Origin of the sequence: Cupriavidus sp. SK-3, from assembly GCF_000611145.1 — a bacterium.
Classification (GTDB): Bacteria; Pseudomonadota; Gammaproteobacteria; order Burkholderiales; family Burkholderiaceae; genus Cupriavidus.
In genome coordinates, this window is the sequence record NZ_JFJV02000263.1 from 12,764 (window position 1) to 30,854 (window position 18,091).

An 18,091-nucleotide genomic window follows, 5' to 3' on the forward strand; every position below is an offset into this window, starting at 1 on the left:
TAAGTAGGGGGTGACCTGGCTCAAGCGGCGGCCTTCTCGGCGGCGCGCTTCTCGCGCTCCAGCGCCGCCAGTTCCTCCAGGAGAATGGGCGCGCCCAGGCTGCTGGAGTGGATCCCCAGCACGCTGACGGCCTGCAGCACGGCCGCGATCTCCTCCTTGGTGGCGCCAAGCTCCAGCGCTCTGCGGATATGACGGCGGGTTCCCGGCGCGTACATGTGGGTGCAGGACGCATCCACGGCGATCGCGATGAACTCCACCACCTTCGGCTCAAGCACGCCCGACAGGATCGGGTGCATTCCCATCACCATGAATTTCTCGGCCCAGACCGGGTCGAGTTCGGCAAACGCGTCCCAGGCGGGATTCCAGTTGCCAGTTGCGCGCAGCCGATCGCAAAGGGGTGTGGCGCTTTCGCCAGCTTGGATGCTCATCATGTGTCTCCGGTATGTCCTGTTGGTGCCTTTCACGGCGTAGCGGCCTTGCGCGCTCGCCCTTGCTGGAAGTATCGGCGAATGGCCCGCGCAAATTTGATAAAAGGCGACATTGGATTTACAATTCACGACATTCGGGAAAACGCCATGTCCTATCAGCTACGCAGTGCCAGCCTGACCAACTACGAGGAGGTTGCCCGTTCATTGGGGCTGAACCCGCAGGCGCTTCTCCGCGCGGCGGGAATCAGCCTGACGGCGCTGATCAACCCGGACATGCACATTTCCGCGGTGGCAGTCAGCCGTCTGCTCGAGGCTTCCGCGCGGGCGGCCGGCGTGGAGGATTTCGGGCTTCGCATGGCGGAAACGCGGGAGCTCGCGAACCTTGGGCCGCTTGCCTTCGTGATGCGCGAAGAGCCCACGCTACGTCGCGCGCTGGACTCGATGGCGCGCTATCTGCGCCTGCATAACGAGGCAATCGCCACGCGTATTGAAGACTTGGATGACCTTGTGGTCATCCGGCAGATCGCGCTTATCGGCGCCGCCGGGAATTCACGCCAGTCGGCGGAGCTCATCGTGGGTGTGCTGTACCGGGTGCTGGCACGCTTTCTCGGCGACAAGTGGAAGCCCCGGAGCATCTGCTTTACCCATGCCGCACCGGCCAGCACTGCTACGCACCAGCGCGTATTTGGCATGCCCGTGCAGTTCAACCAGGAATTCGATGGCCTGATCTGCCAGGCGTCGGACCTGGACGCGCCTCTTCCCTCCTATGACGTGGCAATGGCGCGCCAAGTGCGCCAATATCTCGACACCATGCTCGTGCAATCCAATGCCACCACAGCGGACAAGGTGCGGAACCTCGTCTTGGTGCTTCTGCCGTCGGGCGGCTGCACGATCGAACGGGTGGCGGAACATCTCGGCATGGACGCCCGCACAGTTCAACGCCGCCTCGCGGCTCGCGGGGAAAGCTATTCAGCGATCTTGCATGGGGTGCGGAAGGAACTCGCCATGCGCTACATCGAGAATCGGGAGCGCCCGCTCTCCGAGGTCGCCATGCTGCTCGGATTCGGATCGCTGAGCGCCTTCTCGCGATGGTTTGCCGGGCAGTTCACAGTCAGTGCGTCAAGATTGCGTGACTCGGAAGCAGAGCGAAGCGACGAGCCATCGTCCTGATGTCGCCAACTGCCTGACGCCACGCCAGGCAGTGGAAAAGAGGGCATCACGGCGCGCCATGCACTACATTAACTTACCGATGGAGAGGGTACCGGAACTCGGCGCGCCCCCAGTGCTTGCGACTGTTGAGGTCGAGAGACCGAATTGGAACCAACTCCCGTCGTTCTTTCAACGGCTAGCGAACGGCGGACAAGGGCTACCGGTTGGACGGTTTCAAATGCCTTATGTGCGGTGGGCAACGTTCAAGATGCAACAGCAGCCGCAAGTCGGCTTGTCGGTTATGAGCGGTATTGATAGGCTGTCATAGTCCCACCTGCCCGATAGCATGCTGCGATCCAGAAGTCCGCCATGCGGCGAGCGCGATAGATGAGGAGGCGGAGATGGCAAATGACAAGGAATCGGGATCCGCGCTGACACGCCGGGAGTTCCTGCGCACGGCCGGAGTGGGAGCCGTTGCGTTGAGCCTTGCCTCAGCCGAGAGCACGCAGGCCGCAGCGCCCGGTGCCGACAAGCCAGCACCCGTCACGGGAGGCCGCCCGGCAGGCCCGTTTAACATTCTCCTCATCCTTGTCGATCAGGAGCGCCATTTTCGGCCAGGGGAGCTGCCAGCGGACTATCGTTTGGCCGCACACGAGCGCCTGGTGAAGAGCGGCACGACGTTCGTTAACCATCAGATCAACTCGTGCGTCTGTACGCCATCCCGCTCCGTGCTTTACGCGGGGCAGCACATCCAGCAGACGCGGATGTTCGACAACACGAACTTCCCTTGGATCAGCAGCATGTCAACCGATATCCGGACGCTCGGCGACATGCTTCGCGACGCAGGCTACTACACTGCGTACAAGGGCAAGTGGCATCTCACCAAGGAATTCGAAACGGTCAACAAGCTCGGCACACCGACCAAGATCTTTACCGCCGAAATGGAAGCCTATGGCTTCTCCGATTACGTCGGCATTGGCGACATCATTGCCCACACGAGCGGCGGTTACTTGCACGACGGGGTGATTGCCGCAATGGGCGTGAGCTGGCTGCGCGGAAAAGGCCGCGAGCTGGCTGCACAGGGAAAGCCATGGTTCCTCGCGGTCAACCTGGTCAACCCGCATGACGTGATGTTCTACGACACTGACGCTCCCGGAACTGAGGTCCAAGCACGGCGCGGACTCACGCATGTCGCCCGCGCCCCGGTGGACCCGCTGTATGCCAGGCAATGGGGCTTCGCGCTTCCGGCAAGCCGGACGCAGGCTCTCGATGCGCCGGGGCGCCCGCCAGCGCACCGCGATTTCCTTCGCTCTCACGATGCTCTGGTCGGAGCCATTCCAAACGAGGACGCGCGCTGGCGTCGGCGGCACAACTACTACCTGAACTGCATGCGCGATGTCGACCGCAATATTGCAGCCATTCTGGCCGAACTCGACGCTGGAGGCCTCACCGACAAGACCATCGTCATACTGACGTCCGACCACGGCGACATGGATGGTGCCCACCAGCTCCACGCAAAGGGCGCGGTCTCGTATCGGGAGCAGAACAACGTCCCGCTGATCATCGCTCACCCCGCCTATCAGGGTGGCAGACAATGCCGCGCAGTAACGTCGCACCTGGACATCGCGCCGACATTGGTTGCAATGACTGGCATTGGCGCCGACAAGCGTGCTGCCATCGTTAAGGGGCTTGCAGGGAAGGATTTCTCGGGGCTGCTCGACGCGCCTGACAAGGCAGGTCCGGAGGCCATCCGCGATGGCGCGCTGTTCTGCTACAACATGCTCGCCTATATCGATGGCGACTTTCTTTTCAAGGCCGTGGACTACCTGCAGAAAGGCGGCAAGCCGGACCAGCTCAAGAGCGCGGGCATCCGGCCCAACCTGATGAAGCGAGGCGCGGTACGTTCGGTCTACGACGGACGCTACACCTTCGCACGGTACTTCTCGCCCAAGCAGCACAACCGGCCGACGACGCTGGAAGAGCTCAACCGATTCAATGACTTGGAGCTTTACGATCTGCAGACCGACCCGTTCGAGATGCACAATCTGGCGGCAGACAGCAGCCGCCGCGAGCTTCTTCTCACAATGAACGAGAAGCTGAACCGGTTGATCGACGCTGAAGTCGGTGAAGACCGTGGGCAAATGCTCCCCGGTGGCATCGATGCAGGGTGGGATGTAACGGCGGAAACCATGGCCGGCGCATGATGCGTCTGGGATGATTCCTGGGGATCAAATTCGTGGCCCCCAATGCTCCCTCCAACTAGACCGAGGCGAGCGACGGTTGTGCCTCGGAGGCGATCGTTGCGGTGTCCCAGGTCCGAATGGCGGTTCAGGGTCGGGAAGAGCCGATGCGGCAACCTGATGGCGGAGGTCCCTTCCCGGCCAGAAGCGGACCTTCCGCAGTGGCTGCAAATCTTTGCCAATTTACAGGCTGAAGACGTGGGCGAATCGCGCTGACCGTGGCCGGCTTGCCTTAAGGAAACAGAACCTTCTTCATTGATGGTGCGGGGTGTAGCACATAGTTCTCTCGCTCATAGAACGGAACGGCGTCCGGCCTCGCGTCAAGAAATATCGCGGTCATACCACGAGCACGGGCGTCGGCTTCGGCGTATTCCATCAAGGATCGGCCAACACCGCTCCCTCGGCCCGCCGCATCGACCACGAGGTCATCGATATGAAGGTGTGCCCCGCGCGCCAAGGTGTGGACGGGTCTCATGCCCATCACTCCGATGATCTTCCCATCATGGAATGCTGCCACAAGCTCGTAGCCCGAATACGATTGCAGGCGGGTCCGCTCCAGGAATTCGGGTTCTTCAAGGGACCGAAGTTGAGCGATGACAGGGTATGCCTGCATCCATTCCGGCGGCGACAGCCTTCTAATTTCCAACCTGCTGCAACGATGTTCGGTCATGGCTCAAACCGATCCTCACTCGAAAGATGCAGATTGTCGCACGGAGCCGAGTAGCGAGGTTTCTCGATGGGTTGGGCATTCGAAGGACTGCTTCCGAGCATAACGACTGGCGGCTTCGGGTCGCTATGCAAATCTCTGCAACCCCTATGTGCAGGTCGCAACCATGCGCAGATCGCACGCCATTGAGCGAACCACACGACGCGCGGTGGAGCGACTGCCTTGCTCCCAAAACTGTCGAAACGCCAGCGAATGCTAGGCAAGCAACCGCAAGGCATCAGCGAGCGAGAGCACCGTCGTGCGCGAATCGAACGCCGTTGAAAAAAGATGATCGTGCACGACCTGGTCTGGGTCGTAGCAGCAATCCTTGACCGTGATTAAACGGAAGTCCGCATCGCTCGCGTACGCGACCGACGACAGCACCACACCGGTCGAAGCAATGCCCACCATGAACAGGGTATTGATACCCTGCGCGGAAAGCCGTACCTGCAGGTCGGTGCCAAAGAACACGCTAGCGCGATGCGCGATGATGAGCGGTTCATTGGCCTGCTGGCCGAGTTCCGGCGAGATCTGGTCGTCGATGAAAAGACCAAGTTGCTTGATTCCCTGGCCGTTCCTGTTCAACGGACTGACTTCCGGATAGCCTGGACGAAAATGGATCTTGGCGAAATAGACGCTGACGCCCTTGGCCCGCGCAGCGTCACACAGCTTGCGCGTATTGGAGAGCAACGTGGGTGCGACCGATGGAAATAACGCCAGGATGTCGGTCTGATAGTGCATGACCACCAGAGCGGCTTGTGCCGGAACAATTTCCGGAACCATTGCCGGAATCTGCATGGTCACACTATGTGCATCAGCGGCGCTTTCCATGCCCTGTTGATGGTCTGCAGAATCGACGGGTCCACGTTCAACGGGCGGCGGCATAAGGCTACGCGATAAAGAATGATGATCGACTCTACCACGGCCAATCGGTTGACCGTTCAGGGTCTGGGGACGGACAGCCAACAGGGATCTCACAATGCCTGCGCGCGGCCAGGTATGGACGTTCCGCCGACGCGCGCCGGCGGCCGCGGCAGAATCGAAAACGGCCCATCAAGGGTGCCTGCCGGAATTCGGCGTCTCCGCAAAGCGGACTTGCATAGGTTGCGTTTCGCAACTATATTGCTTGCGAAGCGCAACTTATGTGAGCACCGTCATGGATCTTGTCGACGTTCCAGCCAAGCCCCGAGAAACCACGATACTGGAGCTCCGGGACTTTTCCCGAAGACTGGTTCGTGAACTCGGTTTCATGCGAACGACGCTGGCCGAGAGTGATCTTGCTCCGTCGGCTGTCCACGCGATCATCGAGATCGGGGCGACGCCGGGCATCAATGCGAAGGATCTGGGCAATATCTTGCGCCTGGACAAGTCGAACACCAGCCGGCAGGTCGCCAGGCTGGAAGCGAGCGGACTGGTGGCGCGCCAGACCGCAAATGAAGATGCGCGTTCGTCCGAGCTGTATTTGACGGACGCAGGGCAGAAGCTCCGGAGAAAGATTGACCGATTCGCGACGGATCAGGTCTCCAACGCGCTTCGACGTATGGTGCCTGCCGATCAGCAAGCCTTGGTCCGCTCTCTCGCGCTGTACGCCGACGCACTCGCATGGGACAACCAGGTCAAGGCAACTCCCGAAGATGCCTCGCCCACACGGATTCTGGAGGGCTACCAGCCGGGCTGCATTGGCGACGTCGTGAGCTTGCACGCCCGTTTCTACTCCGAGCACTGGGGTTTCGGCGCTTTTTTCGAGAAGAAGGTGGCAACGGAGCTTGCCGAATTCGCCGGTGCGCTGCCGGCGAGCGGCAAGGCGCTATGGCTCTACGCCGAAAATGGCAGATTTCTTGCCTCGTTGGCAATCGACGGGGATGACAATGCGGGCGTAGCCCATCTGCGATGGTTCATTGTCGACGATTCGTTGCGTGGCTCCGGTATCGGACGGCAACTGATGTCTCGCGCGATCAGATTTGTTGACGAGCGCTTTAGCGAGACATACCTCTGGACGTTCAAAGGCCTGGATGCGGCGCGCCATCTGTATGAGTCATTTGGCTTTCGATTGACCGGCGAATCGGAGGGGGCGCAATGGGGAACGGAGGTCATCGAACAACGGTTCAGTCGTCGCTCAGCCAGACCCTGACACTAATTCGAAAATAGACGGCAGCGAGCGGCCAGCAAGCCATGCGCTTGCCGCAGCTATCTGGCCGCTCAGGCCGCTCAGGCCGCCCATGCCGCTCATGCCGCTCATGCCGCTCATGCCGATGGGCCTGGTATTCAGTCTTGCGCCAGTGACCCCGGGAAACCCCTTCCAAAACCAGTCAAAAAATAAACCGAGTATTAATAAACGTCGATTTATGCCCAAGCACAATCTCATCCAGCAGCGCCTTTGACCCGCTGGTCGCCTTGGCCGCGATCATGGTCCGGATCGAGAAAGCCCGCAACGCATCGCTAACCGACAAGGTCCCCTCCGCGGAGTCCTTCCTCCCCGTAAACGGAAACACATCCGGCCCCCGCTGGCACTGACAGTTGATATTCACCCGGCAAACCTGATTGACAAGCGGATCCACCAGCCGCGCGATCTGTTCGGGATCGGTCCCGAAGATGCTGACCTGCTGGCCATAGTCGGACGATTCGACGTAATCCAGCGCCGCGCCGACATCGTCGAACGGCACCACCGGAATCACTGGCCCAAACTGTTCTTCGCGATACAGCCGCATACGTTCGCCGACGGGATAGACGATGGCCGGCAAGACCAGCGAGGCACAGGTAAGGCCGCCGCCGGGATTCAGCACCTCCGCGCCCTTTGACAGCGCATCGGCGATGCAGTCCGCGATATAGCGCGGCTTGCTGGCGTCCGGCAGTGGCGTAATGGAGACCCCGGCCTCCCACGGCATGCCGATCCTGAGCTGGCCCGCCGCCACAATGAGTTTGTCAAGGAATGGCCTCGCCACCGACCGGTGCACCAGCAGCGTCTTCAGGGCCGTGCAGCGCTGGCCGTTGAACGAGAGCGCGCCCAGTATGCACTCCTTGACGGCGAGATCGAGGTCCGCGTCAGGCAGCACAATGGCCGCGTTCTTTGCGTCCAGGCCGAGCACGGCGCGCAGGCGGTTCGTTTTGGGATGCAGTTTCTTGAGCTGGTCCGCCACGCGCGATGAGCCGATCAGCGCCAGCACGTTGACTTTGCCGGAAGCCATCAGTGGCGGCACCACCTCTTCGCCGCGGCCATAAACGGTATTGACGACTCCTGGCGGGAAGGCTTTGCGGAACGCCTCCAGGATTGGCGCGAACAGCAGCGTGCCGAACTTCGGCGGCTTGAACAGCACCACATTGCCCATGATCAGGGCCGGGATCAGGGTGGTGAACGTTTCATTCAGCGGGTAGTTGTACGGGCCCATGCACAGCACCACGCCCAGCGGAGCCCGGCGCACCTGGGCGATCGTTTCCTCGACGACCTGGAAACGCGAGTTGTTGTTGTCGAGTTCCTTCAGCGCATCGATGGTCTGACGGATATAGGCGATGGTGCGATCGAATTCCTTGGCCGAATCGGCGGCCGACTTGCCGATCTCCCACATGATCAGCTTGACGATCTGCCCGCGCATTGCCAGCAGGCGCCGGGTGAAGTCCTGCACGTGCGCGATGCGGGTTTCGACCGCCATGGTCGGCCACAGGCCGGTACCCGACGCATAGGCGGCGACCGCGGCATCGAGGGCCTCAAGGCTCTCCTTCACGGTGGTGACCGGAAAGCTGCCAACCTCCACGGGGCTCAGCTTGCCTTGGCCGTCGCGTACATGGACCGGCGACAGAACGGCGCGGCAGGGGCCTTGCCAGGTTCGGATTTCCCCGTTGATGAGGATGCCGCGCTGGTGCAAAGGCGCGTCCAGGCGCTGGTCGTCCGGGATGTCGGCAAGCAGGGGGAAACAGCGTGCCAGGTCGGCTTGGGTGGTGATGGAGGACATGATCGAGATGGAGGCCAGAGAGGTGGCCTGTCACGCGGGAAAGACGAGGCGCAACAGGTTGGTGGATCCCGGGGTGCCGAACGGCATGCCGGCGACGATGGCGAACGGTTGCTGGTCCGAGGCGAATCCTTCGCGCTTGGCCACTTCGGTGGCATGCCCGACCATTTCCTCGACGCTGTCCGCGTCATGGGTATGGACGGGGTGGACGCCCCATACCAGGGCCAGCCGCCGCGCGGTTTCCACGTGGGGCGTCATGCCCACGATCGGCACATTAGGTCTCTCGCGAGCGACCCGCAAGGCACTGGCGCCGGACACGGTGTAAGTCACGCAGGCCGTCAGCGGCAGGATGTCGGCGACGGTACGGATCGCCGCGCCGATGGCGTCCGCGGCCACGGCATCGCGCCTGGTGGCGATGGCGTTCATGGTGTCGCGCTGCAGCTTGTCGCGCTCGGTATTGCGGATAATGCGTGCCATGATCTCCACGGCTTCGACCGGATACTCGCCCGATGCGGATTCGGCCGATAGCATGACGGCATCCACGCCGTCGTACACGGCGGTGGCGACGTCCGATGCTTCGGCGCGCGTCGGTGCCGGGGCACTGATCATGGACTCCAGCATCTGCGTGGCCACCACCAGCGGCTTGCCGGCTTGGCGGCAGAGGCGGGTGAGGCGTTTCTGGATCGCCGGGACTTCCTCGGGCGGCATTTCCACGCCCAGGTCGCCACGGGCAACCATGATGCCATCGGCCGCGGCGACAATCGCCTCGATGTCGGCAAGCGCCGCAGGCTTCTCGATCTTGGCCATGATCGATATGTTCTTGCCGGCGATCGCACGCACTTCCTCGATATCGCGTGCCGACTGGACGAAGGACAAGGCCACCCAGTCCACACCCAGCGTCATGCCGAAGCGCAGGTCGCGGTGATCCTTCTCTGTCAGCGCCGAAAGGTTCAGCGCGCAGTCCGGCACGTTGACGCCTTTGCGGTCGGAGACATTCCCACCCGTCTCCACCGTGGTCTGCGCGAAGTCCGGGCCGGCTTCGCGCACCCGCAGCCGCACGCGCCCGTCGTCGATCAGCAGGGCGTGGTCGGGCCGCAGCGCCTCGAAGATTTCGCGGTGGGGCAGGTGGGCCACTTGCTGGCTGCCCGGCACGGCATCCAGCTGCAGGCGGAACGGCTGCCCGGCGGTCAGCCTGACCGGGCCGCCCGGGAAGGTGCCCAGGCGCAGCTTGGGGCCCTGGAGATCCAGCAGCACGCCCGCGGGCCGGCCCGTGAGGGATTCCATCTCCCGGATCATGCCCAGCCGGGCCTTGTGGTCCTCGTGGGTGCCATGGCTGAAATTCAGGCGGAAGGTATCGGCCCCGGCCTTGAAGAGCTGGAGAATCACGTCCGGCGTGGAGGAGGCGGGCCCAAGCGTGGCTACGATCTTGGTGTGTCGCTCGCGTCGCAGCGTCATTGGGGGACTCCCTCGGAAGCGGGGCGCGGGATGACAAGCGGGTGGGTGTCGGGGATGGCTTCGGTATGGGTCATGGCGGTGTGTGCGTCAGGCAGCTGCGGACGGTGGACGGTGGATGGCTGGTGGATGGCTATGACTGGCGTGCGATTTCCTCCAGCAGTGCCGCCTCCATCGCCTCGATCGGCGCGCGTGCGCAGCCGGTGTAGAACTCGACCTGGGCGCAGGCCTGGTGCAGCATCATGCGTGTGCCGTCGATGGTGCGGCAGCCGAGCGCGGCGGCATCCCGGATCAGCTTGCTCCTGACCGGGATGAACGCGGCGTCCATGACGATCAGGTGGGCGGCGAGCTGCCCCGCCACGGGGTTGACATCGGGTGCGCGAAAGCCGGCGGCCGTCGCGTTGGCGAGGATGTCGAAGTCCGCCGCGCGGAAGTCGGACAACGCGCCGCCGAAGCGCAGGCCAAGTGATGCGGCCAGTTCCTCGCCGCGTGCCGCGGTGCGATTGAACAGGGTCACGGCGGCGCCGGCCTCGCACAGTCCATAGGCCATGGCACGCGCCGCGCCGCCCGCGCCCAGCAGCGCGATGCGCTTGCCCGCCAGTCCGGTCACCTCCTGGAAGGCACGCACGGCACCGATGCAATCGGTGTTGTAGCCGGTCAGCACCCCATCGACATTGTTGATGGTATTGACCGCGCCGATGGCGCGCGCGGTCTCGTCGAGGTGGTCGAGGTGAGGGATCACGGCCTGCTTGTGCGGCATCGACACATTCATGCCGCGCACGCCCAGCGCCCGGATCGATTGCACGGCGCCGGGCACGTCCTGCACGCCGAAGCACACGAAGGTGTAGTCGATCTCCAGCGCCCGATAAGCGGCATTGTGGATGCGCACATTGAAGGTGAAGGGCTCGCCCATGATCGAGCCGCACAGCGTGGGAATGGAACGGGGCATTGCGGATGGTCCTTGCGGGGAAGATTGAACGGTTGCCTAAGCAGCGATGGCTGCAAGGTCGAAGCGCGCGGCGGGTTGCCGGCCGGCCAACGCGTCCAGCAGATTGCAGGTGGCCAGTTCGGCCATGGCACGCCGGGTCTCATGCGTGGCCGAGCCGATATGGGGCAGGGCTGTGACTCGCGGATGGCAGCGCAGCGGAGAATCCTGCGGCAACGGCTCGGTGGCAAAGACATCGAGCCCGGCCGCGCGCAGGCGGCCGCTGTCGAGCGCCGCTAGCAACGCGTCTTCCTGCACGATCTGGCCGCGGGCGCCGTTGACAAAGATGGCACCCGGTTTCATCAGCGCAAACGCGCGCTGCCCCATCAAGCCGCGCGTGCCGTCGGTCAGTGGCAGCGTGACGGCGACGATATCGGCTCGCCGCAAGGCGTCGTCGAGGTCCGTCCGGGTGGCGCGTCCCACGAGATCCGGCGGTTCCGCGGCAGCCTCGTTGACGTAGAGCACTTCCATGCCGAAGCCAAGCGCCGCCCGGCGTGCCACCGCCTGCCCGATACGCCCGAAACCGAGTATCGCCAGCGTCTTGCCGTGGACGTCCCAGCCGAACAGGCCTTCGCCGATATTGGCGGCCCAGCGGCCTTCGCGCACATGGGCGGCAAGTTCGACCAGGCGGCGGCTGGCTGCCATGATGAGGGCGAAGACGGTGTCGGCGGTGGTTTCCGTGAGTACGCCGGGCGTATGGCAGAGCGCAATGCCGCGCCGGCGCAGGCAGGCGAGATCGTAGTTGTCGACGCCCACCGAGATACTGGATATCACTTCCAGTTGGCCGGCTTCGGCGAGCTCGGCTGCGCCGAGCCTGACGCTGGAGCCGATCATGCCGTGGGCGTTGGCCAGCGCGGCGCGGAAGGCCGGCCGTTGCGCCGGCTGGCGCGGGTCGGCGACGATCACGTCGTGCTCCGCTTCGATCCGGGCGAGCAGGTCGGGCGGAATGGGACGGAACACCAATACATTCTTGCGCATGGGAAATCCTTGCATTGACTTCACAGGCTGCTGGCCGCCAGCAGGGCATGGGTCGGCAGGCCTTCGGTATCGCCGCGCACCTGCACCGCCCGCGCGCCGATCCATGCGCCGCGCCGGACGGCGTCGGCCACCGGCCGGCCTTCCAGCAGCGCGCTGATGACGCCCACGGCAAAGCCGTCGCCTGCGCCAACCGTGTCGACGACTCGCTGGACGCTGAAGGCCGGGACATGGCCGGTGCCGGCTTCGCCGTCGAAGTAGGCGCCTTGCGCGCCCAGCTTCACGACTACCAGCCTGGCGCCGCGCCGACGGTAGAAGGCGGCGATGCGTTCCGGCTCGGTGTGGCCGGTCAGGAAGCGGCCTTCCTCGATGCCGGGCAGTACCCAGTCGCACTGATGCGCCAGGTCGTTCAGGGTCTCGCGCATCAACTCGGGCGTGGCCCACAACGCGGGCCGCAGATTGGGATCGAACGAGATCGTGCGGCCGGCAGCCCGCATGGTGGAGATGGCCAGGCGGGTGGCGGCCTGCGTGCCTTCGGCCAGCGCGGGGAACACGCCGGTGACGTGCAGGTGCCGTGAGCGCCGTAGCCACTTGTCGTTCAGATGCCCGGGGTTCATGCGGCTTGCGGCCGAGCCGCGGCGGTGATATTCCACGGGCGGATCGCTGCCGTCGTCGACCCGTCCCTTGAACTGGAAGCCAGTGCGCTCGCCGGGCTCGCACACCACCTGGCTGCAATCCACGCCTTCCCGCCGCATTTCACCTAGCAGGTAGCGGGCCATCGAATCATCGCCCAGGCGGCTGGCCCATCCGACCTTCAGGCCCAGGCGCGACAGGCCGATGGCCACATTGGTCTCGGCGCCGGCGGTGCGCTTGTGGAAGGTTTGCACGCCTTCGAGCGGTCCGGCCTCACCGGCCACCAGCATCAGCATTGCCTCGCCCAGCGTCACCACATCAAGATCGGGGCTCATGCGGGGATCTCCACCGAACGCAGCAGTTCGACATGGTTGCGCGTGACCTGCACCAGGTCTTCGCCTTGCAGCGGAAACTCGATGGCGCGCGCAACGCCGGCGGGCAGGCGGCGCAATACGCTGCGCCATGGCGCAGCCGATTGGTCCAGCGGCACCGCAATCCACTTGGCAGGCGTGCGCAGCACGCCTTTGCAATGCACGTAGCCCACCTGGGAGGCGAAGACCTGCGCGGCGTCGAGCGGATCCTCGCCCGTCCAGTGCCAGTTGCCCATGTCGAAGGTCATCGGCACTGTCTTGCCGAGGGCCGCGGCACGCGCGAAGAAGTCGCGCAACGGGGGGACGGTACCGGCGCTGGCGGTCTGGTCGTTTTCCACGACGAGTTCGATGCCCTCGTGCTCCAGCCAGGGGAGCAGCCCTTCAAGCGGGGTGCCCTCGCGATAACCGCCCAGCGACATCTTGACCCGGCTGGCACCGATCGCCAGCGCCGTGGTGAAGGCGCGGTCGAGCGCGGCGGCATCGAGGCTGCCGGCTTCGCTCCAGAGGCCTTCGGGGCTAGACCAGACTACGCTTAGCCCGTGCTGTTCGGCGACCGCGCGCTGTTCGCCGACTTCATCCCCATGCCCGCGCTGGAGTTCGCCGCGGTATTCGACGCCGTCCGCACCGGCTGCCGCGGCAATCCGCGCCAGCGCAGCCTGTCCATCGCGGTGGGCGAGGTCGGCGCCGTAGGCCGTGAGCGAGATCAGCACCGGCGGCCGGGAAGAACAACCTTGTCGCTGCTGGTTCATTTCAGTGCTCCCGCGCTGAGGAATTGCTGCAGTTCCGGTGTCCGGGGCTGCGCGAACAGCGCCTTTGACGGGCCGGCCTCATGCACTTTGCCCTGGTGCATGAAGATGGTGGTATGCGCCATGCGGCGCGCGAATTCCATTTCATGCGTCACCAGCACCATGGTCATGCCGGAGGCGGCCAGGTTTTCCATGACGCGCAGCACTTCCGCCGTCAGCTCCGGGTCGAGCGCGGAGGTCACCTCGTCGAACAGCATCACCTTGGGTTGCATCGCCAGCGAACGGGCGATGGCCACGCGCTGCTGCTGGCCGCCCGAGAGCTGCTCGGGGTAGCAGTCCTTCTTGTCCAGCAGGCCGACCTGGGTCAGCACCTGGTCGACGATGCCGTCGATGGCTTTCGCAGCCATCTTCTTGACGATGGACGGCGCCAGCGCAATGTTCTCGCCCACGGTCAGGTGCGGAAAGAGGTTGTAGCTCTGGAACACCATGCCTACGTCGCGGCGCAGGTCGAGCAGCCGCTTCCTGTCGTGATCCAGCTTGTGCCCGGCGACCGTGATGTTGCCGGCGTTGATTGTCTCCAGCCCGTTCAGGCAGCGCAGCATGGTGCTTTTGCCGGAGCCGCTGCGGCCGATGATGGCGACCACCTGGCCCGGTTCGATGGCAAACGACACGCCCTTCAGGACTTCGACGGGGCCATAGGATTTGTGCACGCCTTGTGCTTCAACGATGGACATGGAGCCTCCTTTCCATGCGCCTGGCTGCCGACGAAAGCGGGAAGCAAAGCGCGAAGTAGATAAGTGCGACGACGACGAAGACCGCGAAGGGCTGGAAGGTCGCGTTGTTGATCAGCTGGCCGGCGCGCGTGAGTTCGATGACGCCGATGATGGAAGTGATCGAGGTGTTCTTGACCAGCTGGACCGAGAAGCCCACGGTAGGCGGCAGGGCCAGCCGGACGGCTTGCGGCAGCACGACGAAGCGCAGCTGCTGCCAGCGGGTGAGGGCGAGCGCCTCGCTGGCCTCCCACTGCCCTTGCGGCACGGCCTCGATGCAGCCCCGCCAGATCTCGCCAAGATAAGCGCTGGCGTAGATCGACATCGCCAGCATGGCCGCGACCATCGGCGACAGCTTGAGCCCGAGCACGGAGAGGCCGTAGTAGCTCAGGAACAGCACGATCAGCACCGGCGTACCTTGCACGACCTGGATATAGACCGTGCTGGCGAGGCGGAGCAGGGCGCTCCTTGAGGTCCGCGCCAACGCCACAAGGAAGCCGGCCAGCGTGCCGCCGACGAAGGCCAGCAAAGTCACCCACAGCGTCCAGCGTGCTGCCAGGAGCAGGATTTCAAGATGATTCCAGGAGAACTCGGTGATCATTTCGCGCTCCCTGCAACCGCCGGCGTCAACTCCGCATGCGCCAGCGGCGCAACGCGCGCGGTGCGCGCGGCCTTTCTGGCGCGCGCCACCACGCGGCGCCGCCTGAACACCAGATTGCCGATCAGGGCGAACGCGGCGCGCAACAGCAGTGCCAGCCCGATGTAGATGAACATGACAAGGATGTAGCTCTCGAAGGTGCGGAAGGTCTGCGAATCGATCTGGCTGGCGACCGCCGTCAGCTCCTCCACCGAGATGGCCGACACCACGCTAGAGGTCAGCATCATCAGCGTGAACTGGCTGGTCAGCGCCGGATAGACTTTCTCGAACGCCGGCACCAGGGCGACGTGGCGGATCAACTGCCAGCGCGTCATGCCCAGCGCGGCGGCGGCTTCGAGCTGCGAACGGTGAACCGCCTGCAAGCCGGCCCGGATGATCTCGGTCGAGTAGGCACCGAGGTTGACCGTCATGGCGATCACCGCGGCGGTGATGGCATCGATCTGCAGGCCGACGGTCGGCAAGCCGAAAAAGATGATGAAGAGCTGGATCAGGAAGGGTGTGTTGCGGATCGCCTCGACGTATATCCTGGCGGCGCGCTGGAGCCAGGGACCGCCAAAAGCGGCCGCGATGGCGCCGGCGGTACCGACCAGGGTGCCAAGCAGGATCGAGCCGAAGCTGAGCGCCAGCGTCATGGCCGCGCCGTCCGCAAAGCGATCCAGCTGCGACAGCACCGGGTTCCATTCAAATTGGTAGTTCATGCGGGTCTCCTGGCGCGCCGGCTGACGCTGGCGCGCAACGTCGGACTTGCCGGGGTCAGAACGTTTGCAGCGCGGGCAGCGCCTTGCCGGTCCACTTCTGCGCAATGGCGTCGAGTTCGCCGTTGAGCTTGACGTAGGAAATGGTGGTGTTGAGCCACTGTCGCAGTTCGAAGGCGTCCTTGCGCACGGCCATCGAGTTCGGTTGGACCGAGAACGCGAACTTGGCGTCGAACTTGCCGGCGCCGCGTGCCTTCATGATTTCGTTGCCGGTGGTGTTGGGCAGGGCAATGGCTTCGACCTGGTTGCTGATCAGCGCCTGCGCGCAGGTGGCGTCGTCCTCGAAGCGGACGATATTCATGCCGGGCACCGCCAGCCGGGTCAGTGCCGTGTCCTGCGTGGTGCCGCGCGTCACGCCAACCTTCTTCTTCCCAAGCTCGGCCAGCTTGGCGTACTTGGCCGCGACCGGCGCGAAGATGGTCAGCTCGAACGCGCTGTAGGGCGAGCTGAACATGATGGCCCGCGCCCGCTCGGGCGTCGGCGCCAGGGTGGCGACCAGGAAATCGACCTTGCCGGCTTCCAGCGCCGGAATGCGGCTGGGGGAGGTGAGCGGGACGATATCGACCGGCACGCCGAGGTACTTGCCCAGCAGGTTGGCCACGTCGACATCGTAGCCGGCGGGTTTGCCGGTGGCGTCGGTGGTGCCGAAGGGCGGCGCGCCCGTCACCACGCCGATGGTGACCTTGCCCTTCTTGACGATCTCGGCGACGGTCTGTGCCTGGACCCCGGCCGAGGCGCTGGCCAGGACCAGCAGCGTGAGCACGGGTGCGGCAATGTGGCGCAACAAGCGTTGGATAGTCATCAATGTCTCCTGCACGTTCTGTGGAATATGTCGCTGGCGTCGCAGCGTTCGGCAAGTACGGTTTCTGAAACCGGTTTCAGGATTATAGGAAACCGGTTTCAGAACTCCAGCAGTGGAAACCCTTACGGGCAAACCGAGCTTGGACAGGTGGAGGACAGGTGGAGGACAGGTGGAGAATTGAGCGCATGCGAAGACCCCCCCCCCCGGGGGGGGCGGGGGGTCTACGCGCGCTTCACGCGCGCACGCCGGAGGGCGAGGGGATGGGAATCAGCCGCGGCGGCTGGAGCCGCGCCTGACCAGGGTACCGGGCAACAGGACCTGGCGCGGCGCCAGTTGCGCGCCTTGCAGGCGCTCGATCAGGCAGTTGGTGGCCACGCGTCCGATATCGTCGGTGGGCTGGGCGATGGTGCTCAGGCCGGGGCCGACCAGGGCAGCCCATTCCGGATCGTCGAAGCCGACCAGGCCGAGGTCGGTGCCGAGCTGCCACCCCAGCCTGGCGGCGGCGGCGGCCACGCGCAGCGAGATCACCGCATTGGCCGCGAGCACGGCCACGGGCGCTTTGCCCGCTCCCTTGCGCAGTGCGCGCAGCGCTTCGTCCAGGGCGTCGTCGTCACCGGTACGGGCTTCGAACACGCTTCCGTCAAGGGAGTCCGCATGCTCTGCGATGAAGTTCTGGAAGGCCCGGGCCCGCTCGTTGCGCGAGCTGATGGCCTTGATCGGCTCGCTGATGAAGAGCAGGCGCCGGTAGCCGGCTTCGAGCAGGTGGCCGGCAGCCTCGTGGACCGCGGAAAGGTTGTCCAGGGCAACCAGGTCGACTTCCGCATCGCCCACTTTCCGGTCGACCAGAACTACCGGTTTGCCCAGCTGCGCCGCATCGGCAAGCGCGCCGGCGTCGTGGCCCAGCGTGTGCAGGATGAAGCCTTCGACCCGGTAGGCCGACAGCGAGCGGATGGCTTCGCGTTCCAGTTGCTCGTCATTGCCCAGGTTGAACAGCATCACCATGTAGCCCGCGTCGCGGCAGGCCTTCTCCACGCCACGCAGCACGGCCACGGAGAATGAGTTGGAAACATCCGCCACCACCAGCCCGATCAGGCGCGACTTGCCGCGCTTCAGCGCCTGCGCCATGGGACTCGGGCTGTAGCCCAGCTCGCGCACGGCCGCGGCGACGCGTGCCTCCACGTCGGCGGACAGTTGCTCGCCGCCCCGGTTCAGGTAGCGCGATACGGTGGCTTTCGAGACGCCCGCATAGTCGGCAACGTCCTGGATGGTGAGTTTCTCAGCGGGCTTCAGGTTGGGCGTGGGTTGAGTCACAGGGCGTGGCATGGGAGAAATCGGTCTCGGTGAAACCAGTTTCACGATTATGCATCGGGCATCACCGAATTTGCCAGCGCCCCGGCTGCGCGGGCTGGCAGACCACACTGCGGGAAGATTCGCGCACTATACTTTTCCTGCACCCGACGACGAAGCCGCTTCCAGG

Annotated in this window: 17 protein-coding genes; 3 read left to right on the forward strand and 14 right to left on the reverse strand. The window is 64.3% G+C overall.

Annotated features, from left to right (window positions below; all coding sequences use genetic code 11):
• Window positions 1–20 precede the first annotated feature (20 nt).
• Entirely contained in the window at window positions 21–428 is a 408-nt protein-coding gene (locus CF70_RS27955) for a carboxymuconolactone decarboxylase family protein (protein ID WP_035872912.1), read from the reverse strand.
• Between the two features lie 147 nt (window positions 429–575).
• Here CF70_RS27955 and CF70_RS27960 point away from each other — a divergent pair, with 147 nt between their 5' ends.
• The gene (locus CF70_RS27960; protein ID WP_035872915.1) at window positions 576–1,598 is read left to right on the forward strand and encodes an AraC family transcriptional regulator; all 1,023 of its coding nucleotides are present in this window, start codon (window positions 576–578) and stop codon (window positions 1,596–1,598) included.
• 380 nt (window positions 1,599–1,978) lie between these two features.
• Window positions 1,979–3,781: a sulfatase-like hydrolase/transferase gene (locus CF70_RS27970; RefSeq protein WP_035872920.1), complete on the forward strand. Its 1,803-nt coding sequence runs from the start codon at window positions 1,979–1,981 to the stop codon at window positions 3,779–3,781.
• A gap of 268 nt (window positions 3,782–4,049) precedes the next feature.
• On the opposite strand, the gene CF70_RS27975 is transcribed toward CF70_RS27970, so the two are convergent.
• Complete coding sequence (locus tag CF70_RS27975) at window positions 4,050–4,487, reverse strand: GNAT family N-acetyltransferase (protein ID WP_035872925.1); 438 nt, start codon at window positions 4,485–4,487, stop codon at window positions 4,050–4,052.
• Window positions 4,488–4,739: 252 nt separating this feature from the next.
• Entirely contained in the window at window positions 4,740–5,354 is a 615-nt protein-coding gene (locus CF70_RS27980; protein WP_035872928.1) for an isochorismatase family cysteine hydrolase, read from the reverse strand.
• Between the two features lie 325 nt (window positions 5,355–5,679).
• On the opposite strand from CF70_RS27980, the gene CF70_RS27985 reads away from it, so the two are divergent.
• Window positions 5,680–6,654 (forward strand): helix-turn-helix domain-containing GNAT family N-acetyltransferase, encoded by a 975-nt coding sequence (locus CF70_RS27985; RefSeq protein WP_035872931.1) that lies wholly within the window; start codon window positions 5,680–5,682, stop codon window positions 6,652–6,654.
• Between the two features lie 178 nt (window positions 6,655–6,832).
• Here the strand turns inward: CF70_RS27985 and CF70_RS27990 are convergent, their stop codons facing one another.
• From CF70_RS27990 to CF70_RS28040, 11 genes are all read right to left on the reverse strand, one after another.
• Complete coding sequence (locus tag CF70_RS27990) at window positions 6,833–8,461, reverse strand: NADP-dependent glyceraldehyde-3-phosphate dehydrogenase (RefSeq protein WP_414629483.1); 1,629 nt, start codon at window positions 8,459–8,461, stop codon at window positions 6,833–6,835.
• A gap of 39 nt (window positions 8,462–8,500) precedes the next feature.
• Entirely contained in the window at window positions 8,501–9,916 is a 1,416-nt protein-coding gene (gene pyk, locus CF70_RS27995; RefSeq protein WP_035872979.1) for a pyruvate kinase, read from the reverse strand.
• Window positions 9,917–10,052: 136 nt separating this feature from the next.
• Window positions 10,053–10,868, reverse strand: coding sequence for a shikimate dehydrogenase family protein (locus CF70_RS28000; RefSeq protein WP_035872938.1), 816 nt, complete (start codon window positions 10,866–10,868; stop codon window positions 10,053–10,055).
• Between the two features lie 36 nt (window positions 10,869–10,904).
• Window positions 10,905–11,882, reverse strand: coding sequence for a 2-hydroxyacid dehydrogenase (locus CF70_RS28005; protein WP_035872941.1), 978 nt, complete (start codon window positions 11,880–11,882; stop codon window positions 10,905–10,907).
• 20 nt (window positions 11,883–11,902) lie between these two features.
• Window positions 11,903–12,847 (reverse strand): sugar kinase, encoded by a 945-nt coding sequence (locus CF70_RS28010; RefSeq protein WP_035872944.1) that lies wholly within the window; start codon window positions 12,845–12,847, stop codon window positions 11,903–11,905.
• Window positions 12,844–13,632, reverse strand: a complete 789-nt coding sequence (locus CF70_RS28015) for a sugar phosphate isomerase/epimerase family protein (protein WP_051649129.1) — start codon at window positions 13,630–13,632, stop codon at window positions 12,844–12,846. The genes CF70_RS28010 and CF70_RS28015 overlap by 4 nt, the downstream gene beginning before the upstream one ends.
• Window positions 13,629–14,363 (reverse strand): amino acid ABC transporter ATP-binding protein, encoded by a 735-nt coding sequence (locus tag CF70_RS28020; protein WP_035872950.1) that lies wholly within the window; start codon window positions 14,361–14,363, stop codon window positions 13,629–13,631. Before CF70_RS28020 ends, CF70_RS28015 begins: the two co-directional genes overlap by 4 nt.
• Complete coding sequence (locus CF70_RS28025; protein ID WP_035872953.1) at window positions 14,350–15,000, reverse strand: amino acid ABC transporter permease; 651 nt, start codon at window positions 14,998–15,000, stop codon at window positions 14,350–14,352. The genes CF70_RS28020 and CF70_RS28025 overlap by 14 nt, the downstream gene beginning before the upstream one ends.
• Complete coding sequence (locus CF70_RS28030; protein WP_035872956.1) at window positions 14,997–15,755, reverse strand: amino acid ABC transporter permease; 759 nt, start codon at window positions 15,753–15,755, stop codon at window positions 14,997–14,999. The genes CF70_RS28025 and CF70_RS28030 overlap by 4 nt, the downstream gene beginning before the upstream one ends.
• 55 nt (window positions 15,756–15,810) lie before the next feature.
• Window positions 15,811–16,614, reverse strand: a complete 804-nt coding sequence (locus CF70_RS28035) for a transporter substrate-binding domain-containing protein (protein WP_035872959.1) — start codon at window positions 16,612–16,614, stop codon at window positions 15,811–15,813.
• Window positions 16,615–16,881: 267 nt separating this feature from the next.
• Window positions 16,882–17,937, reverse strand: coding sequence for a LacI family DNA-binding transcriptional regulator (locus CF70_RS28040; protein WP_081862396.1), 1,056 nt, complete (start codon window positions 17,935–17,937; stop codon window positions 16,882–16,884).
• Between the last annotated feature and the right edge of the window lie 154 nt (window positions 17,938–18,091).